Source organism: Oceaniglobus indicus (assembly GCF_002751875.1).
GTDB lineage: Bacteria > Pseudomonadota > Alphaproteobacteria > Rhodobacterales > Rhodobacteraceae > Oceaniglobus > Oceaniglobus indicus.
This window is the reverse complement of the sequence record NZ_NMZM01000005.1, coordinates 1-24,222: the sequence shown is the minus strand read 5'-3', so window position 1 is coordinate 24,222 and position 24,222 is coordinate 1. Positions and strand designations below refer to the sequence as shown.

Genomic DNA, 24,222 nt, shown 5'->3' with positions numbered 1-24,222 from the left:
AGCGTGTCACGGCACCACCCGATAGGGCAGATCCTCGCGGCTGTTCGGATCGATGACCAGCCGCTGTTCCAGCGGCGGCACCGCGCGTTGGGGGCAGGCCGGGCGCGGGCAGATGCGGCAGGCGACGCCGATGGGTTCGAAGGCGGTCGCGGCGGTCATGTCCAGGCCGTCGGCATAGACCAGGTGGGCCGCGTGTTTCACCTCGCACCCCAGGGCGATGGCAAAGCGGCGGGTCGGGGCATGATAGGCGCCGCCCGATTTCGACACGTCGCGCGCCAAATTGAGATAGCGCAGACCGTCGGGCGTTTCGGCCAGCTGGCGCAGGAACCGGGCCGGCGTCTCGAAGGCGCGATGCACGTTCCACAGCGGACAGGCGCCGCCGAATCGGGCGAATTGCAGGTGGGTCGCCGAATGGCGCTTGGTGATCGTGCCGGCCTGATCGACGCGCACGAAAAAGAACGGAATGCCCTTGGCGCCCTGACGTTGCAGCGTCGACAGGCGGTGGGCGACCTGTTCGATGCTGGCGCCAAAACGGGCGGCGAGCCGTTCCAGATCGTGGCGCGTTTCACCGGCCGCATCCTGGAACCTGCCATAGGGCATCAGAGCCGCGCCGGCGAAGTAATTCGCCAGGCCCACCTTGGCGATGGCGCGGGCCTCGGGCGTGTGGAACCGGGCCTTGTCCAGCGTTTCCTCGAACAGGTGGTTGTGGGTCAGCAGGCCAAGCTGATGCAGCATCTGGAACCGGCGGGTGGCGGCGGGGCTGCGCCGGGACAGGATCAGCCGCCGCGCGGAGGGATCGTAGTGGCGCAGAAGATCGGTGTCTTCGACCGCGACGGTAATGCCGCGTTCGGCCAGCAGGCCTTCGGCGACTTCACCGGAATCCCCGGATTTGCCGATTTCCTCGGCGTCGCGGTCGACATCATCGATATAATTGTCGGAATAGTGAAAGAAGTCGCGCACCTCTTCCCAGGGGCTCGGCTGGGGCGATCCGCCGTCGCGCCCCAATGCCTCGTCCAGCGAGGCAAGGCGTTCGTGGCTTTGGCGATAACTGCGGTGCAGGGCCAGGAATGCCTTGGCAAAGGCGGGGGCGTTGGATGCGGCAAGGCGCAGATCGGCGATGGGGGGCGGGTCGGCGCCGAACACCGGATCGGCCAGCGCCTCGCGCATGTCGGTGACCATGCGTTCGGCATCACCGGTCGACAATTCTGTGACGTCGAAACCGAACTCCCGTGCCAGGGCCAGCACGACCCCGGTCGAGACTGGCCGGTGGTTGTTTTCCATCTGGTTGAGATAGGGCAGGGACACGCCCAGCTTTTCGGCGAAGGCCTTCTGCGTCAACGACAGCTGCGTGCGGATCTCGCGCAGTTTCTGCCCGGCATAGAGTTTCTGCTGCGCCATGCCGCCCCCTGTCTTTGCAAAGCCAAGTTAGCCTTTGCAAAGGTCGCGCTGCAAGGGGTCAGGCCGTGGTGACGACGCGATCCCGACGCACGGTGTAAAGCGCCGTGACCAGCGAACAGGCGGCCGTTAGCCCCATCAGCCACAACAGCGGCGTGGCCCCTTCGCCCGCCGCCAGCAGGACTCCGGCCAGCACCGAAAGCGCCGCCCCGCCGCCGATCATGATCGCCCCGCCCAGGCCCGATGCCGACCCCGCCAGATGCGGGCGCACCGACAGCATGCCGGACGTGGCGTTGGGCAGGACCAGACCGTTGCCCAGACCGACGAAAATCATGAAGCCGAAGAAGACCAGCTCGTTCCCGTATCCCGCCAGGAAGATCGCCAGCGAGGTCAGCAATCCGCCCGCCGACAGGAACGCGCCGGTCACGATCATCGCGTTGATGCCGAAGCGCACCGAGTAGCGGCCGGTGATGAAATTGCCGACCATGTATCCGATGGCCGGTGCGCCGAACCAATAACCCAGGGTCGCGGGTGACATGCCGAACACCTCGGTTCCGACGTAAGGCGCGCCGCCGAGATAGGCGAAGAACGCGCCCGAGGTGAAGGCGGCCGACAGGCAATACCCCCAGAACCGGCGCGACATCAGCAGTTCGGGATATTCGCGGATCTGTGCCGACAGGGACGCGGGCCGCGTCACGGCGGTTTCGCCCAGGTCGAACCAGACGAGGATCTGCACCAGCACGCCAAGACCCGCCAGCACCCAGAACGTCGCCTTCCAGCCGAACAGATCGTCCAGCGCGCCGCCCAGCGCGGGCGCCAGCATCGGCGCCACCGCCATGCCCATGGTGACATAACCGATCATCGACGCCGCCTGATCCTGGGGCACCATGTCGCGCACCACCGCGCGTGACAGCACGAGGCCGGTGATAACGATGGCCTGCACCACGCGCAGCGCCAGGAAGATCTCGACGCTCGGCGCATAGATACAGGCGACGGACGCCAGGATGAAGACCGCGCCACCGAACAGGATCACCGGCCTTCGCCCCATCCGGTCGGAAACCGGCCCGATCACCAGTTGCAGCACCGCGTTGCCCGCCAGATACAGCGCGACGGACAGCTGCATCGTGGCATAGTCGGTGACGAAATAATCCGTCATCCCCGGCAGCGACGGCAGGAACATGTTCATCGCCAGCGCGGAAATGGCCGCCAGCAGGATCAGGGTCGCGATATGCGGTGGGGTCGTGCGGTCGAGAAACCGCACACGAACGGGATTTTCCATGACAGCCTAGCTAGGCCGCGCAACAGCCGCCGTCCAGAGCGTGCACAGCGTGCGGGGCAGGCGCCGCCCGCCGCACTTCGGCGTGGCGCAAAGCCGCACCGGTCGACCTGTCCCGGCCTGGGCGATCGCAACATTCTTGCCAGCCATCGGGGCATTGCAAAATAATGACACTGCCGGACTCTTCCGTAGCGTCATTAAAGCCATTTAAATCCAGAACGTCTAAGCACCCTCTCAGGATGTCGTCGCGTCAGGTGAGGGCATGCAACTCCAGAGGACTGTTGTTTTTTTTAGTTTGATCAGAGATGTTTACACATGTTCAACCGCAAGGATTTTGATCTCGAGCTCAAGAAGCTCGATGTGTTCGCGCAGGCCGGGTATCATCTGGCAATCCACATACGTTTCAGCTCGCCGCTGATGCACCTCCAGACCTACAATCCGGCGTGGGTCAAACGCTACACCGAAAACGGCTATGTTCTGCGTGATCCCATCGTTGCTTGGGCCTTCGCATCGAAGGGCGCGACACGGTGGTCGAACACGCCGATTCCCGATCCGTTCGGGATCCTCAAGGAATCGCAGCGGTTCGGGTTGAAATACGGGGTCACCGTTTCGACCGGTCCGCTCAGCTCGCGGACCGTTGCCAATGTCGCCCGTTCGGATCGCGAACACACCGACGACGAGATCCTCGAGATCGAGCGAATCGTCCAGACCATGCACGAGATGGTCGAACCGACGACCGAGCTGACGAAGGCGCAGATCGCGGCCCTGAAACTGTTGGCGGACGGTGATCGCCAAGCGGCTGCGGCGGCCAAACTGGGCATTTCGGAAAGTGCGCTGAAACTGCGCCTGTCTTCGGCGCGCGAACGCCTGATGGCGCGCACGACGGCCGAGGCCATCCAGCGCGCCAAGGAATATAAACTTATTTAGAGATAAGTGGTTTTCGCGTCACGGCAAGACTCGCCTCCCCCTCTGCTTAGGGTAGAAATGACTTGGGGACATACCCTTGTTACAGGAGACGAAAATGCACGGAACCACTCTTTCCATCGCGAACATGCACCAGCACGGCGAATTGTTCGCAAACATGCTTCGGGCCCGCCACGAGCTGTTCATTCAGCACAATCATTGGGATCTGCCCGAAGATTCCGGCATGGAATACGACCAGTATGACACGCCGGCCAGCCGATGGGTCGTGATTCACGATGCCGATGGCCAGGTTCTGGCGGGGAATCGCCTGACGCCGACCACGACGCGCTGTGGCATCTATACCTACATGATTCGGGATGCGCAGCGCGGTTTGCTGGATACGATCCCCGCGAACCTGCTGTACGAGGAAGCGCCGGTCGCGGCCGACGTCTGGGAAAGCTCGCGCGTGTTCGTCTCGCACCGGGTGTCGGCCGCCAAGCGGGGCCGCGTTCACGCTCAGCTTTATCTCGAGGTTGCAAAAGCGGCCCAGGAGTTGGGGATTTCGGCGATGATCGGTATCCTCAACGCCAACTGGCCGCGCTGGGCGCCGCGAATCGGCATGGATATTTCCGGCATCGGTCCGATCATGGAAATCGACGGTGAGCGGACCCAGGCGATTTCGATCAACTTCGCATCGCGCATGAACTAGGGTTGAATACCTTGTCCGCCGCTGCGGCGACAAGATAATCAATCGGGGCGCGGCCCGGCCACTCCGGCCGCGCTTCCCGTTACGCCCATACCTGCCTACATAGGGGGTATGACCGATTTGTTCGACGCATCCCCCGCCCCCGAAAGGTCGTCGCAAGGCGACGCACCGCGCCCGCTGGCCGATCGGCTGCGGCCGCGCAAACTGTCCGACGTGATCGGGCAGGCGCAGGTTCTCGGGCCGGACGCACCGCTTGGCGTCATGCTGGCCTCGGGGTCGCTGTCGTCGCTGGTGTTCTGGGGCCCGCCCGGTGTGGGCAAGACCACCATCGCGCGCCTTCTGGCAGATGAAACCGACCTTCATTTCGTCCAGATCAGCGCGATCTTCACCGGCGTGCCCGATCTGCGCAAGGTGTTCGAGGCGGCGAAACTGCGGCGCACGACGGGGCGCGGCACACTGTTGTTCGTCGATGAAATCCACCGTTTCAACAAGGCGCAACAGGACAGTTTCCTGCCGCACATGGAGGACGGCACGATCCTTCTGGTCGGGGCCACCACCGAAAATCCGTCGTTCGAGTTGAACGCCGCGCTGCTGTCGCGCGCGCAGGTGCTGGTGCTGGAACGGCTGTCGCTGGACGATCTGGACCTCATGGCGCAGCGGGCCGAACGCGAGTTGGGGCGCGACCTGCCGCTGGAGCCGCGGGCGCGTGCGGCCCTGTTCGAGATGGCCGATGGCGACGGGCGCGCGCTTTTGAACCTGATCGAACAGATCGCCGCGTGGAAGGCCACGGCGCCGCTGGACGTCGATGCGTTGACCAAGCGCCTGATGAAGCGGGCGGCGAAATACGACAAGTCGGGCGATGAGCATTACAACCTGATCTCGGCGCTGCACAAATCGGTGCGCGGGTCCGACCCGGATGCGGCGCTGTACTGGTTTGCGCGGATGCTGGAGGGTGGGGAAGATCCGCGATACCTGGCCCGCCGCATCCTGCGCATGGCGATCGAGGATATCGGTTTGGCCGATCCGCAGGCGCAGACGATCTGTCTGCACGCCTGGGAGAGCTTCGAGCGGCTGGGCAGCCCCGAGGGCGAGTTGGCGCTGGGGCAGGCGGTCACCTATCTGGCGTTGGCACCGAAATCCAACGCGGGCTATGCCGCCTACAAAGCCGCGCGCGTCACCGCCAAGAAAACTGGCAGCGAACCGCCGCCGAAACACATTCTGAACGCGCCCACCGGGTTGATGAAGGATCAGGGCTATGGCGTGGGATACGCCTATGACCACGACGCCGAGGACGGGTTTTCCGGCCAGAACTATTTCCCCGACGGCATGAAGCGCGGCGTCTTCTATTTCCCGGTCGCACGGGGGTTCGAACGGGATCTGAAAAAGCGGCTGGACTGGTTCGTCGCCCAGCGGGCCAAGCGGGGCAACGGTTGACATCCCGCCCCGGCAAGCCGAAAGCACGCCCATGACCGGAACCTTGATACAGATTGCAATCGGCGGCGGGCTTGGCGCAATGGCGCGATACCTGACCGGGATCGGTGTGCACCGGATCGCCGGGCCCGGGATGCCGCTGGGCATGATGACGGCGAACGTGGTCGGGTCGTTCCTGATGGGCGCTTTCGTCGTTTTCGCCGCGCAGAAATCGATGACCCACCTGTCGCCGTTCGTGATGACGGGCCTGTTGGGCGGGTTCACCACGTTTTCGGCGTTTTCCCTGGAAACGATCGATCTGATCGAACGGGGCCAACCGGGTACTGCCACGCTTTATGTCCTGCTGTCGGTGGGCGGATCGCTGGGGGCGCTTTATATGGGAATGCTGGCGGCACGGGGAATATTCGCATGAGCGGTGTGCAGAAGATCACAATCGGCCCGGACGAGGGCGATCAGCGGCTGGACCGCTGGTTCCGCCGCCGCTTTCCCCACATCAGTCAGGTGCAGGTCGAAAAGATGTGCCGCAAGGGCGACATCCGGATCGACGGCAGCCGCGCCAAGGGCAGCACCCGGATCGAGGTGGGGCAGGAGGTGCGCGTGCCGCCTTTGCCCTCCGAACGCGGCCCGGCGGTGAACCGGTCGCAAACCTATGTCAGCAAGGAAGACGCGCGGATGATGCGCGACGCCGTGATCTGGCAGGACGAGCACATCATCGCGCTGAACAAGCCCCCCGGCCTGCCGACCCAGGGCGGCAGCAAGCAGTTGCGCCATGTCGATGGCCTGGCCGAGGCCCTGCGCGGCGACTTCGAGGATAAACCGCGCCTGGTGCACCGGCTGGACAAGGACACGTCGGGCGTTCTGCTGCTGGCGCGCACCCGCATGGCGGCCAAGGGTCTGACCGACGCGCTGCGCCACCGTGGCACGCGCAAGATATACTGGGCCGCCGTCGCCGGCGTGCCTTTCCCGCGCATGGGCACCGTGAAGTTCGGACTGCTGAAGGCGCCGGGACACGGCGCCAAGGGCGAGGGGGAAAAGATGATCTGCATCCACCCCGCCGAGGTGGACAAGACCGAGGGCGCCAAGCGCGCCACCACCGATTACGCCACCCTGTCGGCGCTGGGCGGGCGCACCGCCTGGCTGGCGCTGGTGCCGGTGACGGGGCGCACCCACCAGTTGCGCGCGCATATGGCCGAGATGGGGCATCCGATTGTCGGCGACGGCAAATACGGTGGGTCGGGGCAGGAGAACCTGGGCGACGGATGGGGCGCGCAACTGGGCGGTGACATTTCGCGCAAGCTGCACCTTCATGCCCGTTCGTTGAGTTTTCGCCATCCTGTGACCGGTGCCATGATGACGATCACGGCGCCTCTGCCGGATCACATGGCGCGCACCTGGCAGCAGCTGGAGTGGATTCCTGCCGATGTTCCCGCCGACCCCTTCGTGGCGGAAGACTGATGGCCGATTGGGCGACAAAGCGGTTCTGGTCCGAGGTTTCGATCGAAGAAACCGCGGGCGGTTTCGGGTTGCGTCTGGATGGGCGCGGCGTGAAGACCCCGGCGCGGGCGGATGTCGTGGTGCCGACGCGCGCCCTGGCCGACATGATGGCCGATGAATGGCGCGCCCAGTCCGATACCGTCGACCCCGCGACCATGCCCGTCACCCGCAGTGTCAATGCCGCGCTGGACAAGGTGGCGCCGCAACGCGGGGCGGTCGAGGAGATGATCATCGCCTATGCCGAAACCGATCTTCTGTGCTACCGCGCGACATCGCCTGCGGAACTGATCGCGCGGCAGAACGACCTGTGGGATCCGCTGCTTGCCTGGGCGGCCGATGGGCTGGGCGCGCCGCTGAAGACCACGCCCGGCGTCATGCCCGTGGAACAGCCCCCTGCCAGCGTCGCCATTCTGCGCCGTGCCATGGCGCCGATGTCGGTGTTCGAAATCGCCGCCTTCCACGATCTGGTCGGCCTGTCGGGCAGTTTCATCCTGGGCCTCGCGGTTTCCGAAGGCCGGATCGCGGGCAAGGAAGCATGGGATCTGTCGCGCCTTGACGAGGAATGGCAGGTGTCGCTCTGGGGGCGCGATGACGAGGCGGACGCCACCAGCGCGCTGAAACGCGCCGGTTTCCTGCATGCCGAACGCGTCCTGTTCGCGGCCCGCCCGCCGGGGTGATGCGTCTGCCGCCCGCTTTTCGGGCGTGAACCCCACGTCAACCGCCTTGTTTTTCATCGACTTCGGTGATCCTTTCCTTGACCTGCCGTGATGATTGACGCCACACTTGCGTCTGCACGGGGGGAACTCCAGACTGCGAATGAACACGGTCCATCCAGGGCCGGAGAGCACTGCCAGATCAATGGCGGTCCAATCAGGAAGAGGTAATGATGAAAAAAACCGTATTTCTCGGCGCGATGGCCGTAAGTGGCATGGTGGCGGGTGCCGCTGCCGCCGCGACCCTGGACGACGTGAAAGCGCGTGGCAACGTCAACTGTGGCGTCAGCACCGGACTTGCCGGTTTCTCGACGCCCGACGCAAACGGCAAGTGGCAGGGATTCGACGTGGATGTCTGCCGGGCGGTCGCCGCGGCGATCTTCGGCGATCCCGACGCGACGGAATTCGTTCCGACCACGGGACAGACACGCTTTACCGCGCTGGCCTCGGGCGAAATCGACGTGCTGACGCGGAACACCACCTGGACCTTCAGCCGTGACGTCGATCTGAAGTTCGATTTCACCGGCGTGAACTATTACGACGGTCAGGGCTTCATGATCCCCAAGGCGCTGGGCGTGACCTCGGCCAAGGATCTGGACGGCGCGACCGTCTGCATCCAGACCGGCACCACGACCGAGCTGAACCTGGCCGACTTCTTCCGCGCCAACAACATCAGCTATGAGCCGGTGCCGATCGAAACCAACGCCGAGGCGCAGCAGCAGTATCTGGCCGGCGCATGCGACGTCTATACCACCGACGCGTCGGGCCTGGCCGCCACGCGCGCGACCTTCGAAAACCCGAGCGAGCATGTCGTGCTGCCCGAGATCATCTCGAAAGAGCCGCTGGGCCCGCTGGTTCGTCACGGCGACAGCGACTGGGCCGACCTGAACCGCTGGGTGCTGAACGCGCTGATCGCGGCCGAAGAATACGGCGTGACCTCGGCCAACGTCAGCGACATGGCGTCGGCGGCCGGCAGCAACCCGGAGATCAACCGTCTTCTGGGCACCGAGGGCAACCTGGGTGAAATGCTGGGTCTCGACGCCGATTTCGCGGCCAAGGCGATCGGTGCTGTCGGCAACTATGGCGAGATCTTCGAGCGTCACATCGGTGAATCCACCCCGGTTGGCCTGGCCCGCGGGCTGAACGCCCAGTGGACCGAGGGCGGGCTGCTCTACGCGCCGCCGTTCCGCTAAAATCCGTAGAAAAGGGCGCGAGCGATCGCGCCCTTTTCGTCTCGAAGACCAAGACCAAAAGAGTTTTCCGACCGATCGGCAGCGGGACAAAAGATCCCGCGCCACCGGACCAACGGAAAACCAGGGGAGCGTTACATGTCTGCAATGACCGATCCGCCTCGGCCATCCTTTCGTCTCAGCCAACTGATCTATGACACGCGCTATCGTTCGATCACCATCCAGGTGGTTGCGCTGGTCCTGCTGTGTGCCGCGTTCTGGTGGCTGATCGACAACACCGTCGAAAACCTCGCCGTTCTGGGAAAGGATTTCGATTTCGGCTTTCTGGGGGACCGGGCCGGATACGACATCAACCAGATGTTGATTCCCTATGACAACTCGATGTCCCACGGGCGCGCCGCGCTGGTCGGAATCCTGAACACGATGCTGGTCGCCTTTCTGGGCTGTGTCACGGCAACGGTGATCGGGGTCTTCGCGGGGGTTCTGCGGCTGTCGAAGAACTGGGTCGTGTCGCGGCTGATGGCGGTCTATGTCGAAGGCTTCCGCAACGTGCCCCTGCTGTTGTGGATCGTGCTGATCTTCGCGCTGATGACCGAAGCCACCCCGCAGCCGCGCGACTTCCGCGAGGGCGGCTCGGCGTCGATGATCCTGGGCGACAGCGTCGCCATCACCAACCGCGGTGTGTTCTTGCCGATGCCGACATGGGGCGACGGCGCGGCGGTGCTGGGTCTGGTCGTGGTGCTGTCGTTGATCGGGGCCTATCTGTATCGCCGCCACGCGCGGAAAGTCCTTTATGACAGCGGTCGGTTGCTGCCGATGGTCTGGCCCGCGCTTGCGATCGCCATCGTGCCCGCCGTCGTGGTCTATTTCGCCTTCGCCATGAGCACCGGCAGCGCGCAGGTGCGGCTGATGGCGGCCGATGCAACCGAGGGCCAGAGCGTCGCCGCCTATGGCGAGGCGCAGGGATCGCTGTCGGTCTGCGTGCCGGAAGGCACCATCGGGCTGAACGTCCAGCGTCTGCTGCGCGGTCAGGACCTGCGTTACAGCGAATCCGTCTTCGCCACCGAAGCCATGGCCATCGATGCCTTCCGCAACGGCGACTGCAACATGGTGGCCGTTCCCGCCGGGATGGAACAGCCGCTTCTGGGCAATCCCGACATCGCGGTATCAGCCCTGTCCGAATCCACCACGCGCGGTGCTCCGGTGCAGTTCGAAAAGCCGGTTCTGGGCGGTTTCAACTTCGAGGGTGGCGTCCAGGTGCGCAACTCGCTTTTGGCGCTGTGGCTGGCGCTGGCGCTCTATACCGGTGCGTTCATCGCCGAGATCGTGCGCGCCGGTATCCTGGCCGTGTCCAAGGGCCAGTCCGAGGCTGCATTCGCCCTGGGGATGCGCCCCAACCGCACCATGAACCTGGTGATCCTGCCACAGGCGATGCGCGTCATCGTTCCGCCGCTGATCTCGCAATTCCTGAACCTGACCAAGAACTCGTCGCTGGCGATCGCGGTCGGCTACATGGACGTGCGCGCAACACTGGGCGGAATCTCGATCAACCAGACCGGCCGCGAGCTGGAAGGCATGCTTTTGCTGGGGATGTTCTATCTGGCGCTCAGTCTCGTCATTTCGGGGGCGATGAACATCTACAACAACCGCAGCCGCCTGAAGGAGCGCTGAGCCATGAGCGACACGCACGCGCAAACCGTCGGCTATGTCCGCGATACCATGATCGACGAACAGCCTGCGCCGGTGGGCCAGACCGGCGCGGTCAAGTGGATCCGCGAGAACCTGTTCTCGGGCGTGATCAACACACTGCTCACGGTGATCTCGCTTTACGTGATCTGGGTCGTGGTGAGCCATCTTTACCCCTGGCTGGCCAATTCGATCTGGGATGCCGGATCGCTGACCGAATGTCGCGAGATCCGCGATGCCACCGTCGGCCCGGATGCGCCCGCCGCCTGTTTCGCGGTCATCACCGATCGCTGGCAACAGCTTGTCTTCGGATTCTACCCGCCCGAACATTACTGGCGACCGGTCGTGGCGCTTCTGGTGTTTCTCGCGGCCATCGCGCCGGTACTGTTCCAGGGGATACCGCGGCGCGCGCTGTGGCTCAGTGCCGCCGCGCCGTTCGTGTTGTTCGCCCTGCTGTGGGGCGGGTCGATCTGGGGTCCGGTGGCGGTCGCGCTGGGGTTCGTCATCGGTTTTGTCGTCTATCGCGTCCTGCTGCCGCTGGCCGGAAATCTGGCCGCCGTTCTGGGCGCGATCATCGTACCGCTGCTGTATTGGCTGTTCCTGGCCGGGCCTCTGGCGGGGGCCCTGACGTCGGTTGCGCCCATCGGCCTGGAATACGTGCAGTCGAAGGATTTCGGCGGCTTCACCCTGTCGGTCGTGATCGGGGTGTCGGCGATCATCCTGTCGCTGCCGCTGGGCATCCTTCTGGCGCTGGGACGGCAAAGCAACCTGTTCATCATCAACAAGATCTCGGTCGCCTTCATCGAGGTGATCCGCGGCGTTCCGCTGATCGTCTGGCTGTTCACGGCGTCGCTCCTGCTGAACTATTTCCTGCCGCCGGGCACCAATTTCGACCTGATGTTGCGGGTCATCATCATGGTGACCCTGTTTTCGGCGGCCTATATCGCCGAGGTCGTGCGCGGCGGCCTGGCCGCGCTGCCCAAGGGCCAATACGAAGGCGCCAGCAGCCTGGGACTGGATTACTGGCAATCCATGCGGCTGATCATCCTGCCGCAGGCGCTGAAGATCTCGATCCCCGGCATCGTCAACACCTTCATCGGCCTGTTCAAGGACACGACCCTGGTTGTGTTCATCGGCCTGCTCGACCCCATCGGCCTGTCCAACGCGATTCGCGCCAGCACGGATTGGAACGGCGTCTATTGGGAGCTGTTCGTCTTTATCGGCCTGATGTTCTTCATCGCCTGCTTCAGCATGGGCCGCTATTCCCTTTACCTCGAAAAGAAGCTCCAGCGTGAGCACCGTTAAGGAGACCGCCATGGCAGATCCCGCCATCGACGCCAACGTGACCCCCCCGCGCATGGAGGTTTCCGAGGAAATCGCCGTTCAGATCACGGACATGAACAAGTGGTATGGCAGTTTTCACGTCCTGCGTGACATCAACCTGACGGTCCATCGCGGCGAACGAATCGTGATCTGCGGGCCGTCCGGGTCGGGGAAATCGACGCTGATCCGCTGTATCAACGCGCTGGAGGAACACCAGAAGGGCCGGATCGAGGTCGACGGCACGCTGCTATCGTCGGACCTGAAGAACATCGACAAGATCCGGTCCGAGGTCGGGATGTGCTTTCAGCACTTCAACCTGTTTCCGCATCTGACGATCCTGGAAAACTGCACCTTGGCGCCGATCTGGGTGCGCAAGACCCCGAAAAAGGAAGCCGAGCAGGCGGCGATGCACTTCCTGGAAAAGGTCAAGATCCCGGATCAGGCCAACAAGTATCCCGGCCAGCTTTCGGGTGGTCAGCAACAGCGGGTGGCCATCGCCCGGTCGCTGTGCATGAAGCCGCGGATCATGCTGTTCGACGAACCGACGTCGGCGCTGGACCCCGAGATGATCAAGGAAGTGCTGGACACCATGATCGAGCTTGCCGAAGAGGGCATGACGATGCTGTGCGTGACCCACGAAATGGGCTTTGCCCAGGCGGTGGCGAACCGGGTGATCTTCATGGACCAGGGGCAGATCGTCGAACAGAACGAACCGAAGGAATTCTTCAACAACCCCAAGTCCGACCGCACCAAGCTGTTCCTCAGCCAGATCCTCGGACACTGACATCGCGGCGCGCCGTGCCGCGACATCCGGGTGCGACGCCTTGTTCCGGGTTCGTCCGTAAGCGCTTGGATTTGACCCGGTCGGTTGCTTGCGGCATGAACGCGCTGTCGTCCGGGGCGTTCGCGGCAGTGCCGCACGGGACCGTTCCGGCGGCGGCAAACCAGGCGCAAGGGATGGGTTCGATGCCGCAGTATTCAGCCTTCGGTCACATCGCGGGGGTGGCGCACGAATCGCGGTTCGGCGCCCCGATGCCGGACGGTTCCCCCTTCCGCGCGCTTGCGGGAGCCCTCTGATGGCGCTGGTCCTGGTGTTGGCGGCGGCGATATGGGGCGTGGGGCATGTCCTGAAAACCCCGGTCCAGGCGCGCTGGACGATGATCGGCCTGCTGTTCGTTGCCGTCCTGGCCATTCAGATCACCCTGCCAGAAGGTGCTGCCCTGCGCGAAGCGACCGGCGGTTCGGCCGGTGAATGGCTGGTTCTGGCCGGTCTCGTGGCATTGATCCGGGTTTATTCCAGCGTGCTGGCACGGTTGCGTCAGCGGGTGCGCCCGGAAAACCGGGCCCCCGTCGCCGCCGCCGAACGGATGCAGGACAGCGAACTGGAACGGTACGCGCGCCATATCATGCTGCGCGAGATCGGAGGACCGGGCCAGAAGGCGTTGAAAGAGGCGAAGATCCTCGTGATCGGGGCCGGCGGTCTGGGTTCGCCGGCGTTGCTGTATCTCGCGGCAGCGGGGGTGGGAACGATCGGCGTGATCGATGACGACACGGTCGAGGCGACGAACCTGCAACGCCAGATCATCCACACCGACGAACGCATCGGCATGCCCAAGGTGTTCTCGGCCCAGATGGCGATTGCGGCCCTGAACCCCTTTGTCACCGTGCGCCCGTATCACCGTCGCCTGACGCCTGAAATCGCGACGGAACTGTTTGCGGAATATGATCTGGTTCTGGATGGCTGCGACAATTCCGACACGCGGTACCTGGTGAACCGTGCGGCGGTGGCGGCAGGAATCCCGCTGATTTCCGGCGCCCTGTCACAATGGGAGGCACAGGTGTCGGTGTTCGATCCTGCCCGGGGTGCGCCGTGCTATCAGTGCATCTTCGCAACCCCGGTGGCACCCCACCTCGCGCCGTCCTGCGCCGAGGCCGGCGTGCTGGGTCCGCTGCCGGGAATCGCCGGGGCGCTGATGGCGGCCGAAGCCGTCAAGACCGTCACCGGCGCCGGCGTGACCCTGCGCGGTCGGATGATGATCTTTGACGCGCTCGACGCCGAAACGCGGGTGATCCGGATCAAACCGCGTGCCGATTGCCCGGTCTGCGGTGCCAGCGCAGCCTAGGCGGGGCGGCGGCCGTAATACAGGCCGACCACATGTTCCGCCTCGGCAAAGAACAGCCAGCGCACGCATAGAACACCCGCCAGATGCGACAGAACGGCGACCGCCGCGCCGAGATGGTGAAACGCCGGCAGCAACAGCAATCCGACCGGCAGCACAACCGCCAGAAGCAGCGCGATCGAGCGCAGTTTGCGCGCATGTTTGCGTGCCACCACGAAAACCATCTCGCGGGTCAGGTAACTGTCGCCGGTGTGGGGCGGCTCGAACAGGCGCACGCGACCGAGGTGCCCCAGGCCCGTTGCGCTCCCGACCGTGCTGCCACAGGCGGCATAGCGTGCGTCGCCGGCCCGCCACGCCAGGAATTGACCGACGCCGGTGACAACCAACACAGCGACCGCCGGCCAGCGTTGCCCGGCCAGCAATGCGCCGCCGCTGGCCGAATAGGCGAGGAACAGCGCGCTGGTGGACCAATGATGCCAGCGCGGAACGCTGCGCAGCGAGGCATAGATCATCGAGGTGACATAGACCGTCGCGATGCACCCCGCGGCACCCAGCCACCCCAGGGGCGCGATCCGCACCCCGAACACCACCAGTGCCGCCGCGAACACTCCGACCACCCCAAGCGTCGCCACAGATGCCCAGGCCTCGCGCGACAGCCAACTGGTGCGCCATTGGGTAAACGCCTTCAGCGCGCGTTCGGGATGGCCAAGGTGCAGGGATGAAAACAGCAATCCGCCCCCCGCCAATGCAAACCCGATGGCAAAGAAGACGGCGGCAACCCAACCCTCAACCCGCGGGATGCCGACGCCGAGAAAGGCCAGCAGGCCGAACCCCATGCCGGACAGCGTCGTGAACAGGATGATCGATACGGCAGGATGCATGGCTCAGATCCGCTCGAGCGCACGGTCGAGCCAGCCGAGGAAGCCCTTGGGCTGCGCGTCGACCGGCTCAAGATAGGGGGCAAGCACATCGATGTCGGCGTCCCGCGGCCGTGGTGGCAGATACTTGTTCACGGGCTTCGTGCCCTGTTCGGGCATCAGGTCGACGCCGCCACGCGCCTCGACCAACTGCGAAACGGCGCTGTCGGGATCGCCCAGATCGCCGAAATGCCGCGCGCCCGCTGGGCAGGTGCGCACACAGGCCGGCTCGCGGTCTTCCTCGGGCAGGTTCTCGTTATAGATGCGATCGACGCAGAGGGTGCATTTCTTCATCACCTTCTCGACCGGATCCATCTCGCGCGCGCCGTAAGGGCAGGCCCAGGCGCACAGCCCGCATCCGATGCAATCGCTTTCGTTGACGAGGACGATGCCGTCCTCGACCCGCTTGAAGGACGCACCGGTGGGGCAGACGGTGACACAGGGCGCGTCCTCGCAATGGAGGCATGACTTCGGCATGTGGAACAGCTGTGCCGGGCCGCTGTCGGGCTCGACCTCGAAACTGTGCACGCGGTTCAGGAAAGCGCCCACCGGATCGGCACCGTAGGCATCGGCGTCGGCCAGCGGCGCGCCGTAATTCTCGGTGTTCCACCCCTTGCAGGCGATGACGCAGGCGTGACAGCCGACGCAGGTGTCCAGGTCGATCACCAGCCCCAGCTTGCGCTCGGTCGTCTCGGGCAGCGCGGTCATGCTGTCCCTCCCTTCTTACTGACGCAAATACTCCCGCCGGAGGCGTCCGACGATTCGCCGTTCGATGCCGGTGCGATCATGATCCCACCTTCAACGTCACATTTTGGGGTGGATCGGGAACGATGCGGTCCTGGCCGCCGGGATCGGGATAGCTGCGCCGCGGCGGCGCCACCTTTTCGATCCGCACCCGCAGGTCGAACCAGGCGGCCTGACCGGTGACGGGGTCCGAGTTCGCCCACCGCAGACCGTCGCCCTTGGGTGGCAGCAGCTCGTGGATGATGTGGTTCAAAAGGAACCCCATGGTCGCTTCGGGCGCGTCGGTGTCCAGCGCCCAGGCGCCCTTGCGTTTGCCGATGGCGTTCCAGGTCCAGACCGTGTGCTCGTTCAGGGCGGCCATGTGGGCGACAGGCACAGTGATTTCGCCATGCACCGAGGTGACGCGCGCCCAATCGCCATCTGAAAATCCGTTCGCCGTCCAGAGCGCGGTGGGCACGAACAGCGGGTTCATGCCGTGGATCTGGCGCAGCCACGCGTTCTGCGATCCCCAGGAATGATACATCGCCATCGGGCGTTGGGTCAGCGCATGGACAGGATATTCCACCGGGTCGGCATGGCCATCCTCGAGCGGCGCATACCAGATCGGCAGGGGATCCAGCGTTGCCTTGATGCGCTCGCGCAGATGGTCGGGTGGCTGGCGGGTGCCGTGCCCTTCGGCGGCCAGTTGGAACCGGCGCAGCGGCTCGCACCAGAGCGAGAAGACATAGGGCTGAGGGCTGTCGTAGAATCCCATTTCAACCGCCCAGTCCTGATAGGCGGTATTCCAGGGTTTGTAGAAGGCGGCGCCATCGGGAACATGGGCGCTCCAGAAGCCGCCGTTCTTGATGTAGGCGTCGATCTGCGCGCCGTTCGGACCGCCGCGCCCGTGGGTCAGGCCGGTCTGTCGGTTGGACTCGGCTGCGCCATCGCCCACCCGCCAACCCGCCAGGGGCCCGATGCCGGGGCGGCGTTCGTGGTTGGCGATGTAGTCGGCGTAATCGGCGTATTTCGGCGCGCCGTCGTCGTCCACGAAGCCGGGCAGGTTCAGCCGTGCGCCGAGATCCAGCAGCACCGACTGGAAGCCGCGCACGTTGCGGTCGGGTTCCACCACGGGCCAGCGGATCGCGTCGGCCACGGCACCCGGTTCGCTGATCGGCCGGTCCAGCAGCGAGATGCAGTCGTGGCGTTCCAGATAGGTGGTGTCGGGCAGGACCAGGTCGGCATAGCCGACCATTTCCGATGAATAGGCGTCGGCGACGATGATGTTGGGGATGACGTAATTGCCGTTGTCGTCTGTGTCGGTGAGCATATTCATCACGCCCGACGTGTTCATCGACGAGTTCCACGCCATGTTCGCCATGTAGAAGAACAGCGTGTCAATCTTGTATGGATCGCCGGCATGGGCGTTCGAGATGACCATGTGCATCATCCCGTGGGCCGACATCGGGTTTTCCCAGGAAAACGCCTTGTCGATCCGCGCCGGTTGCCCGTCATCGGTCAGGCACAGGTCGTCGGGGCCGTGGGTGAACCCCAGGTGCGGGCCGTCCAGCGGTTTGCCGGGCGTCACGCGGCAATGGGGTTTCGGATGCGCGGTGGCCGGTTTGGGGTAGGGCGGCTTGAACCGCATCCCGCCGGGCGTTTCGACGGCTCCCAGCAGGATCTGCAGAAGGTGCAGCGCGCGGCAGGTCTGGAACCCGTTGGAATGGGCCGAGATCCCGCGCATGGCGTGAAAGCTGACGGGACGGCCGATCATCTTCTCGTGCCGTTCGCCGCGGAAATCGGTCCAGGGGCGATCCAGCTCGATCGCCTCGTCAAAGGCGACGCGGGCCAGGTCGGCGGCGATGCGGCGGATGCGGTTGGCGTCGATGCCGACGGTGCGCGCGACCTTCTCGGGGGCGTAGTCGTCGGACAGGTAGCGTTCGGCGATATGCTGGAACACCGAGCGATGGCTGGTGCCCGCGCGACGCAGCGATCCGGCAAGGTCGGGCAGCACGCCCGCGCCATCGAAGGGGGCAGGCTTTCCGGTATGGCGGTCGATGACCATGTGCTTGCCGTCGGGCGTGGTCAGCAACAGGCCGTGATCGGGCGATTTCGTATCCTCGTTCACCAGCACAGGGGCGTTGGTGCAGCGCGACAGATAGGACAGGTCGATCCTGCCGGCCTTCAGCAGACAGTGGATCAGCGACAGGATGAACAATCCGTCGGTGCCCGGCGTGATGCCGACCCATTCATCCGCGATGGCGTTGTAGCCGCTGCGCACCGGATTGACGCCGATCACCTTGGCGCCGCGTGCCTTCAGCTTGCCCAGACCGATCTTGATCGGGTTGCTGTCGTGATCCTCGGCGACCCCGAACAGCATGAACATCTTCGTCCGGTCCCAATCTGGCGATCCGAATTCCCAGAACGCGCCTCCCATGGTGTAGATGCCCGCAGTCGCCATGTTGACGGAACAAAACCCGCCGTGGGCGGCATAGTTGGGCGTGCCATAGGCCTGGGCGAACCACGAGGTGAAACTTTGCGACTGATCACGACCGGTGAAGAAGGCCAGCTTTTCGGGGGCCGTTTCGCGCAGCGTGGCAAGCCGGGCGCGCACGGTCTCCAGCGCCTCATCCCAGGAGATTTCCTCGAACTTGCCCGATCCGCGTGGCCCGACCCGTTTCAGGGGGGCACGCAGGCGGGCGGGCGACAGGTGCTGCATGATTCCGGCCGACCCCTTGGCGCACAGCACACCGCGGTTCACCGGATGATCGCGGTTGCCTTCGATATAGGCCACCTTGCCATCCTTCATATGCACGTCGATGCCGCACCGGCAGGCGCACATGTAGCACGTCGTCTTGCGCACCTCGTCCGACACGGGCGGCGAGGTTTCGACATGGGGCTGGGGGGAGGTCATGGTGTTCCCGATCGTATCACTTCGCCGCCAATACACAGGTTTGCTGCCGCACAGGCAACCCCCGCGCGCCGCGTCCACGGAAATGCGGGGCGATCCGCCCCGCAAAGTGTCGGGCGGCGCGGCGGCCCGGATGCCTCAGGCGGCGGGGCGTGCGCGTGTTAGATCGAGGAACACATCCTCGAGGTCGGCCTGTTCGGTCGCCACGTCCTCGATCCGGATGTTGGCGTCGCGCAGGGCCTTGAGGATATCGTCGGGCGATGTCCTGGCGCGCGAATACCCGATGGCCAAGGCGCCGTCGGGCCGCCGGTCCAACCTGGCCCCTTCGGGCAGGGGCAGGACATCGGGCACCTGCGAATCGGTCTGGATCAGCAGGGTCTTGGCGTCGATCGTCGACAACAGGTTTTCGGTGCGGTCGCGCACCACCATTTCGCCGTGGTTGATGATGGCGATCTCGTCGCACATCTGTTCGGCTTCTTCCAGGTAATGGGTCGTCAGGATGATGGTCATGCCCTGCTGGTTCAGCTTGCGCACGTTGTCCCACAGCATCTGGCGCAACTCGATATCGACGCCCGCGGTCGGTTCGTCCAGCACCAGGATATGGGGATGGTGCACCAGCGCCTTGGCCAGCAGCAGACGCCGGCGCATGCCGCCCGAAAGGGTGCGCGCATAGGCCTCGGCCTTGTCCTCGAGACCGACCATGGCCAGGATCTCGTCGCTGCGGCGCTGTGATCTCGGCACGCCGTAAAGTCCGGCCTGCACGTCCAGCGCGCCACGCGGGGTGAAATAGGGATCAAGGTTCAGCTCCTGCGGCATCACCCCGATCGAGGCGCGCGACTGGCGCGGGTTCACGTCCTGATCGAAGCCCCAGATGGTCACCGATCCGGCGGTCTTGGTCACGAGGCCGGCCATGATGTTGATCAGCGTGGACTTGCCCGCGCCGTTCGGGCCGAGCAGGCCGAAGATCGATCCCTGCGGGATCGACAGGTCGATCCCCTTCAACGCTTCCTTGGGGGTTTCGCCGCGCCGGCCCGCATAGGTCTTGCGCACGCCGCGCAGTTCGATCGCATTCGAGGTCATTCGTGCCTGCCTTTCGGAAACAGCCGCCTTTGTGGCCTTGCCGGTGTCGGGGGCTTTGTTATCATGGGGCCAGACCTAGGGCCTGAAGACGCGCCCGGCAAGCCGAAGGAAAACCCGATGTCCGAAAAGCCCGTCGATCTCGATGGCGACCTGCCGCCCACCGGCGCCTATGACACTCCGGAAACCGTGGTCGTTCAGACCACGCGGGTCAGCTGTGACGGGGGTGGTCCGGGTCTGGGGCATCCGCGCGTCTGGTTGCAGATTCCGCTGGACAGGGGGTGGGTCGAATGCGGCTATTGCGACAAGCGTTTCGTTCTGGACGAAAACGCCGACGTGCACTGATCGCACTGTTGGTTCTGGCGCTGGCGTCGCCCGCCCTGGCCGTTGATCGGCCACGCGCCGGTTTGATGTGGAACCGGTCGGGCCTGCCGTTGGTCTTTCCGTTGATCCTGAGAACCGCCCCGGGCGAGGATGTCTTTGTCACGCTGACGGCCGTGGGGGCCGACGCCCCCGCCATGGCGGCCTATGCGCGGGGTGGCGAGTTCTTTCGGGTTCTTGTGCCGCCGGGCACCTATGAGTTGCTTTTTGCCGCCGGAACAGGCTGGCAGGGTGAGGATGCCCTGTTCGGTCCGGGTGACGCCACACGCCGGTTCGGGCTGGACGACCCCCTGACCTTCCGGGTGCGGGGGCTGGGAAGCAAGGTCGGCCATATCGTCGATCTGACCGATGCCGCACGGGGTGTCCTGGCGGGAAAAGATATCGATGTGCGGCCGACCGCCCTGTGCCGCACCGTGCGGCTGGTGCCGCCGGATGACAGGGCAGGGGCGGGCCCGGACGAAAGCGGCCGACGCTATGCCCGCGGCGATGGGCCGATCAGCGAGAACCGCCAGCAGGGCGCGATCCGTGATCTGCGCGACGACGACGGCCCGATCGGGGCCGATCCGTTCTTCGGATGGGAAGATCGCCCGCGGCCACCGCGCCATGAAGTGCGCACAGTGCTGTGCGATAGTGAACCGACCTGACATGTACGCGCCCGAAGTGCGGTGGCGATGCAGATCGGGCGCCGGCCGGGCGGCATTGATGATCCGCGTCCTATGACGATGACTTGTCGACAAACGGGCCGCGCCGCCCGGTCCCATCGTCAGCGACGCGCCCGCCTTTACCCGAATGGGATCGCGGGCTAGGTCAGAGCGACACATAAAGGGGGACGCGAGACATGGCATTCGGCAAGGGGCATCACCTGTCGCTGGTGGACGGATCGGCTTTCATCTTTCGCGCCTATCATGCGCTGCCGCCGCTGACGCGCAAGTCCGATGGATTGCCGGTGGGGGCGGTCAGCGGTTTCGTCAACATGTTGTGGAAGATGATCGAGGACAACAAGGGCGACGATGCCCCGACCCATGCGGCGGTCGTGTTCGACAAGGGCTCGCACACCTTTCGCAACGACATGTACGATCAGTACAAGGCCAACCGCGAGGCGATGCCCGAAGACTTGCGCCCGCAGATTCCGCTGACCCGCGACGCCACCCGCGCCTTCAACATCGCCTGTCTGGAACAGGAGGGGTTCGAGGCCGACGACATCATCGCCACGCTGGCCTGCCGCGCCCGCGATGCCGGGGGCCGGGTGACGATCATCAGTTCCGACAAGGATCTGATGCAACTGGTGGGCGACGGCGTCGTCATGTTCGATGCGATGAAGAACACCACCATCGACCGTGAAGGCGTGCACGCCAAGTTCGGCGTCTATCCCGAACGGGTGGTGGATGTTCAGGCGCTGGCCGGCGATTCGGTCGACAATGTGCCCGGCGCGCCCGGCATCGGGATCAAGACGGCCGCGTTGCTGATCAATGAATACGGTGATCTGGATGCGCTGCTGGAACGGGCGGAAGAGATCAAGCAGCCCAAGCGCCGCCAGACCCTGATCGAACACGCCGAGCAGATCCGCCTCTCGAAGAAGCTGGTGCAGCTTGATACCGACATGGCGCTGGATTACGCGCTGGAATCGCTCGAGGTCAAACCGCCGGTGGCCGACGATCTTCTGGGATTCCTGACCGATATGGAATTCCGCACCATCGTCAAGCGGGTGTCCGATGCGCTGGGCACCGCGGCGCCGGCGATTCCCGACAGCCCCGATCCGACCGCGGCCGAGGTCGAACAGCCGCCCCTTGATCCCGACGCCTATGAATGGGTCAGGGACGCGGCGGCGTTGCAGGTCTGGATCGACCGCGCCCATGCCCGGGGCCACGTCGCGGTGGATACCGAAACCACCGGGCTGAACGACATGACCGCCGATCTGGTCGGCATTTCGCTGGCAATCGATGCGGGGCAGGCGTGCTATATCCCCCTGACCCACCGGGCGGCGGACAGCAGCGACCTGTTCGGATCGGATGATCTGGCCGAAGGCCAGATGCCGCTGGATCAGGCGCTGGAGATGTTGAAGCCGCTGCTTGAGGATCCGTCGGTCCTGAAGATCGGGCAGAACATGAAATACGACGCCAAGATCCTGAGCCGCGTCGGCATCGATATCGCGCCGTTCGATGACACGATGCTGATGTCCTATGCGATGCATGCCGGTCTGCATGGCCATGGCATGGACACGCTGTCGGATCGGTATCTCGGCCACACGCCGATTCCGATCAAGACGCTGCTGGGCTCGGGCAAGTCGATGATCACCTTTGACCGGGTGCCGGTGGCCGATGCCGTGAAATACGCCGGCGAGGATGCGGATATCACCCTGCGCCTGTGGCAGACGTTCAAGCCGCAACTGCATGTCTCGAAGGTGACGACGGTTTACGAGACGCTGGAACGTCCGCTGGTGCCGGTGCTGGCGCAGATGGAGCGTGAAGGCGTCAAGGTCGACCGCAACGTGTTGTCGCGCATGTCGTCCAAGTTCGCCCAGAAGATGGCGGCGCTGGAGGCCGAGATCCACGAGATGGCGGGTCGGTCCTTCAACGTCGGATCGCCCAAGCAGCTGGGCGAGATCCTGTTCGATGAAATGGCGCTGCCCGGCGGCAAGAAGGGCAAGACCGGCGCCTATGCGACCGGCGCCGATGTGCTTGAGGATCTGGCGACCGAACACGATCTGCCTGGCCGGGTGCTGGACTGGCGGCAGCTGTCCAAGTTGAAGTCGACCTATACCGACGCGCTGCAGGACCATATCAACGGCGAAACAGGACGTGTTCACACCTGCTATTCCATCGCCGGGGCCAGCACCGGGCGGCTGGCGTCGACCGATCCGAACCTGCAGAACATCCCGATCCGCAGCGAGGAAGGCCGCCGCATCCGCGAAGCCTTTGTCGCCGAGGACGGCAATGTCCTGGTGGCGCTGGACTATTCCCAGATCGAGTTGCGCATTCTGGCCCATATCGCCGGAATCGACGCGCTGAAGCAGGCGTTCCGCGACGGTCTGGACATTCACGCGATGACGGCATCCGAAATGTTCGACGTTCCGCTGGATCAGATGACGCCGGATGTGCGCCGTCAGGCCAAGGCGATCAACTTCGGTGTCATCTATGGCATTTCGGGGTTCGGCCTGGCGCGCAACCTGCGAATTCCCCGTGATCAGGCCCAGGGCTTCATCGACCGCTATTTCGAGCGTTTCCCCGGCATCCGCACCTATATGGATGACACCGTCGCCTTCGCGAAGGATCATGGGTTCGTGCAGACGCTGTTCGGCCGCCGCATCAACACGCCCGAGATCAACGCCAGGGGCCCCCATGCGGGATTCGCCAAGCGGGCGGCAATCAATGCGCCGATCCAGGGCACGGCGGCCGATGTCATCCGGCGCGCGATGATCCGGATGCCCCGGGCGATTGCCGGGATACCCGCGAAGATGCTGCTGCAGGTGCACGACGAACTGTTGTTCGAAGTCCGCGCCGATGCTGCCGACGACCTGATCGCGGCCGCGCGCCATGTCATGGAAGGCGCAGCCGACCCTGTGGTCCGTCTCGATGTCGCTCTGACCGTCGACGCGGGGCAGGGGGCCAGCTGGGCCGAGGCGCACTGAACCCGACCCGACCGGCGCGAACCGCCCCAAGACCCATGCCGACTCGCCACCGGGCCGAGTCGGCATCAAACAGCCCCCCAAAAACCGAATCTTGCCCCGCCGGACACCGGATTCGCCCTGACGGCGAGGATGGAACGATGCCGATTCCCCAAACCCGTCGTGGCCACCGGAAATCGCCGGCAACAACCTGCCGTCAGATGGCCGCTTTCGGGATCGAAAATTGCGTGGCCGGCGGCTTTCGGGACCGAAAGATGCATATGCAGAAACCTGGCACATTTCTTTCAGAATCTGCTTGCGGGTATTGGGTGATAACCTTAGAACCCTCTTCACCGGCGGCGCTGACGAGGC

The 24,222-nt window shown here is 64.6% G+C and carries 21 protein-coding genes; 15 read left to right on the top strand and 6 right to left on the bottom strand.

Annotation, left to right across the window (positions count from 1 at the left end; translation table 11 throughout):
- Positions 1 to 6: 6 nt before the first annotated feature.
- Together CFP68_RS08980 and CFP68_RS08975 are read right to left on the bottom strand one after the other, a co-directional pair.
- The gene (locus CFP68_RS08980) at positions 7 to 1,398 is read right to left on the bottom strand and encodes a helix-turn-helix domain-containing protein (protein WP_099826597.1); all 1,392 of its coding nucleotides are present in this window, start codon (positions 1,396 to 1,398) and stop codon (positions 7 to 9) included.
- 58 nt (positions 1,399 to 1,456) lie between these two features.
- On the bottom strand, positions 1,457 to 2,674 hold the full coding sequence (locus tag CFP68_RS08975) for a multidrug effflux MFS transporter (protein WP_099826596.1): 1,218 nt from the start codon (positions 2,672 to 2,674) through the stop codon (positions 1,457 to 1,459).
- Positions 2,675 to 2,986: 312 nt separating this feature from the next.
- Between CFP68_RS08975 and CFP68_RS08970 the strand changes: the two genes are divergently transcribed.
- The 11 genes from CFP68_RS08970 to CFP68_RS08915 all read left to right on the top strand — a co-directional run bounded on the left by CFP68_RS08970 (position 2,987) and on the right by CFP68_RS08915 (position 14,240).
- Positions 2,987 to 3,598 carry an autoinducer binding domain-containing protein gene (locus CFP68_RS08970; RefSeq protein ID WP_099826595.1) on the top strand — a complete coding sequence of 204 codons (612 nt, stop codon included), beginning with the start codon at positions 2,987 to 2,989 and terminating at the stop codon, positions 3,596 to 3,598.
- Between the two features lie 94 nt (positions 3,599 to 3,692).
- A complete protein-coding gene (locus CFP68_RS08965) occupies positions 3,693 to 4,283 on the top strand; it encodes an acyl-homoserine-lactone synthase (RefSeq protein WP_099826594.1) in 591 nt (196 codons plus the stop codon).
- 108 nt (positions 4,284 to 4,391) lie between these two features.
- On the top strand, positions 4,392 to 5,714 hold the full coding sequence (locus CFP68_RS08960; protein WP_099826593.1) for a replication-associated recombination protein A: 1,323 nt from the start codon (positions 4,392 to 4,394) through the stop codon (positions 5,712 to 5,714).
- 31 nt (positions 5,715 to 5,745) lie between these two features.
- Positions 5,746 to 6,123 carry a fluoride efflux transporter CrcB gene (gene crcB, locus CFP68_RS08955; RefSeq protein WP_099826592.1) on the top strand — a complete coding sequence of 126 codons (378 nt, stop codon included), beginning with the start codon at positions 5,746 to 5,748 and terminating at the stop codon, positions 6,121 to 6,123.
- The gene (locus CFP68_RS08950; RefSeq protein ID WP_099826591.1) at positions 6,120 to 7,166 is read left to right on the top strand and encodes an RluA family pseudouridine synthase; all 1,047 of its coding nucleotides are present in this window, start codon (positions 6,120 to 6,122) and stop codon (positions 7,164 to 7,166) included. The genes crcB and CFP68_RS08950 overlap by 4 nt, the downstream gene beginning before the upstream one ends.
- Positions 7,166 to 7,882 carry an ATP12 family chaperone protein gene (locus tag CFP68_RS08945; protein WP_099826590.1) on the top strand — a complete coding sequence of 239 codons (717 nt, stop codon included), beginning with the start codon at positions 7,166 to 7,168 and terminating at the stop codon, positions 7,880 to 7,882. The genes CFP68_RS08950 and CFP68_RS08945 overlap by 1 nt, the downstream gene beginning before the upstream one ends.
- A 209-nt stretch (positions 7,883 to 8,091) precedes the next feature.
- The gene (locus CFP68_RS08940; RefSeq protein ID WP_099826850.1) at positions 8,092 to 9,111 is read left to right on the top strand and encodes an amino acid ABC transporter substrate-binding protein; all 1,020 of its coding nucleotides are present in this window, start codon (positions 8,092 to 8,094) and stop codon (positions 9,109 to 9,111) included.
- 135 nt (positions 9,112 to 9,246) lie between these two features.
- Positions 9,247 to 10,779, top strand: a complete 1,533-nt coding sequence (locus CFP68_RS08935) for an amino acid ABC transporter permease (protein WP_099826589.1) — start codon at positions 9,247 to 9,249, stop codon at positions 10,777 to 10,779.
- Positions 10,780 to 10,782: 3 nt separating this feature from the next.
- Positions 10,783 to 12,099 (top strand): amino acid ABC transporter permease, encoded by a 1,317-nt coding sequence (locus CFP68_RS08930; RefSeq protein WP_099826588.1) that lies wholly within the window; start codon positions 10,783 to 10,785, stop codon positions 12,097 to 12,099.
- A 10-nt stretch (positions 12,100 to 12,109) separates the two neighbouring features.
- A complete protein-coding gene (locus tag CFP68_RS08925; RefSeq protein ID WP_099826849.1) occupies positions 12,110 to 12,901 on the top strand; it encodes an amino acid ABC transporter ATP-binding protein in 792 nt (263 codons plus the stop codon).
- 292 nt (positions 12,902 to 13,193) lie between these two features.
- Positions 13,194 to 14,240, top strand: a complete 1,047-nt coding sequence (locus CFP68_RS08915; protein WP_099826586.1) for a HesA/MoeB/ThiF family protein — start codon at positions 13,194 to 13,196, stop codon at positions 14,238 to 14,240.
- Here the strand turns inward: CFP68_RS08915 and CFP68_RS08910 are convergent.
- The 4 genes from CFP68_RS08910 to CFP68_RS08895 all read right to left on the bottom strand — a co-directional run bounded on the left by CFP68_RS08910 (position 14,237) and on the right by CFP68_RS08895 (position 19,868).
- On the bottom strand, positions 14,237 to 15,118 hold the full coding sequence (locus tag CFP68_RS08910) for a dimethyl sulfoxide reductase anchor subunit family protein (RefSeq protein ID WP_099826585.1): 882 nt from the start codon (positions 15,116 to 15,118) through the stop codon (positions 14,237 to 14,239). The genes CFP68_RS08915 and CFP68_RS08910 overlap by 4 nt on opposite strands.
- A 3-nt stretch (positions 15,119 to 15,121) precedes the next feature.
- A complete protein-coding gene (locus tag CFP68_RS08905) occupies positions 15,122 to 15,862 on the bottom strand; it encodes a 4Fe-4S dicluster domain-containing protein (protein WP_099826584.1) in 741 nt (246 codons plus the stop codon).
- Positions 15,863 to 15,938: 76 nt separating this feature from the next.
- Positions 15,939 to 18,791 (bottom strand): molybdopterin oxidoreductase family protein, encoded by a 2,853-nt coding sequence (locus CFP68_RS08900; protein WP_099826583.1) that lies wholly within the window; start codon positions 18,789 to 18,791, stop codon positions 15,939 to 15,941.
- A 135-nt stretch (positions 18,792 to 18,926) separates the two neighbouring features.
- Complete coding sequence (locus CFP68_RS08895; protein WP_099826582.1) at positions 18,927 to 19,868, bottom strand: ABC transporter ATP-binding protein; 942 nt, start codon at positions 19,866 to 19,868, stop codon at positions 18,927 to 18,929.
- 117 nt (positions 19,869 to 19,985) lie between these two features.
- Between CFP68_RS08895 and CFP68_RS08890 the strand changes: the two genes are divergently transcribed.
- The 4 genes from CFP68_RS08890 to CFP68_RS18315 all read left to right on the top strand — a co-directional run.
- On the top strand, positions 19,986 to 20,210 hold the full coding sequence (locus CFP68_RS08890) for a zinc-finger domain-containing protein (protein WP_099826848.1): 225 nt from the start codon (positions 19,986 to 19,988) through the stop codon (positions 20,208 to 20,210).
- Between the two features lie 8 nt (positions 20,211 to 20,218).
- Positions 20,219 to 20,890 (top strand): hypothetical protein, encoded by a 672-nt coding sequence (locus CFP68_RS08885; protein ID WP_099826581.1) that lies wholly within the window; start codon positions 20,219 to 20,221, stop codon positions 20,888 to 20,890.
- A 194-nt stretch (positions 20,891 to 21,084) separates the two neighbouring features.
- Complete coding sequence (gene polA / locus CFP68_RS08880) at positions 21,085 to 23,874, top strand: DNA polymerase I (protein ID WP_099826580.1); 2,790 nt, start codon at positions 21,085 to 21,087, stop codon at positions 23,872 to 23,874.
- 137 nt (positions 23,875 to 24,011) lie between these two features.
- On the top strand, positions 24,012 to 24,222 hold a 211-nt coding region (locus CFP68_RS18315), incomplete at its 3' end, for a hypothetical protein (RefSeq protein ID WP_206601902.1).

Coding starts and splice junctions, on each gene's coding strand:
- CFP68_RS08975 (WP_099826596.1), bottom strand. CDS start 2,674: ATGGAAAATCCCGTTCGTGTGCGGTTTCTCGACCGCACGACCCCACCG.
- CFP68_RS08930 (WP_099826588.1), top strand. CDS start 10,783: ATGAGCGACACGCACGCGCAAACCGTCGGCTATGTCCGCGATACCATG.
- CFP68_RS08895 (WP_099826582.1), bottom strand. CDS start 19,868: ATGACCTCGAATGCGATCGAACTGCGCGGCGTGCGCAAGACCTATGCG.
- CFP68_RS08910 (WP_099826585.1), bottom strand. CDS start 15,118: ATGCATCCTGCCGTATCGATCATCCTGTTCACGACGCTGTCCGGCATG.
- CFP68_RS08970 (WP_099826595.1), top strand. CDS start 2,987: ATGTTCAACCGCAAGGATTTTGATCTCGAGCTCAAGAAGCTCGATGTG.
- polA (WP_099826580.1), top strand. CDS start 21,085: ATGGCATTCGGCAAGGGGCATCACCTGTCGCTGGTGGACGGATCGGCT.
- CFP68_RS08905 (WP_099826584.1), bottom strand. CDS start 15,862: ATGACCGCGCTGCCCGAGACGACCGAGCGCAAGCTGGGGCTGGTGATC.
- CFP68_RS08980 (WP_099826597.1), bottom strand. CDS start 1,398: ATGGCGCAGCAGAAACTCTATGCCGGGCAGAAACTGCGCGAGATCCGC.
- crcB (WP_099826592.1), top strand. CDS start 5,746: ATGACCGGAACCTTGATACAGATTGCAATCGGCGGCGGGCTTGGCGCA.
- CFP68_RS08950 (WP_099826591.1), top strand. CDS start 6,120: ATGAGCGGTGTGCAGAAGATCACAATCGGCCCGGACGAGGGCGATCAG.
- CFP68_RS08935 (WP_099826589.1), top strand. CDS start 9,247: ATGTCTGCAATGACCGATCCGCCTCGGCCATCCTTTCGTCTCAGCCAA.
- CFP68_RS08925 (WP_099826849.1), top strand. CDS start 12,110: ATGGCAGATCCCGCCATCGACGCCAACGTGACCCCCCCGCGCATGGAG.
- CFP68_RS08960 (WP_099826593.1), top strand. CDS start 4,392: ATGACCGATTTGTTCGACGCATCCCCCGCCCCCGAAAGGTCGTCGCAA.
- CFP68_RS08915 (WP_099826586.1), top strand. CDS start 13,194: ATGGCGCTGGTCCTGGTGTTGGCGGCGGCGATATGGGGCGTGGGGCAT.
- CFP68_RS08945 (WP_099826590.1), top strand. CDS start 7,166: ATGGCCGATTGGGCGACAAAGCGGTTCTGGTCCGAGGTTTCGATCGAA.
- CFP68_RS08890 (WP_099826848.1), top strand. CDS start 19,986: ATGTCCGAAAAGCCCGTCGATCTCGATGGCGACCTGCCGCCCACCGGC.
- CFP68_RS08900 (WP_099826583.1), bottom strand. CDS start 18,791: ATGACCTCCCCCCAGCCCCATGTCGAAACCTCGCCGCCCGTGTCGGAC.
- CFP68_RS08965 (WP_099826594.1), top strand. CDS start 3,693: ATGCACGGAACCACTCTTTCCATCGCGAACATGCACCAGCACGGCGAA.
- CFP68_RS08940 (WP_099826850.1), top strand. CDS start 8,092: ATGAAAAAAACCGTATTTCTCGGCGCGATGGCCGTAAGTGGCATGGTG.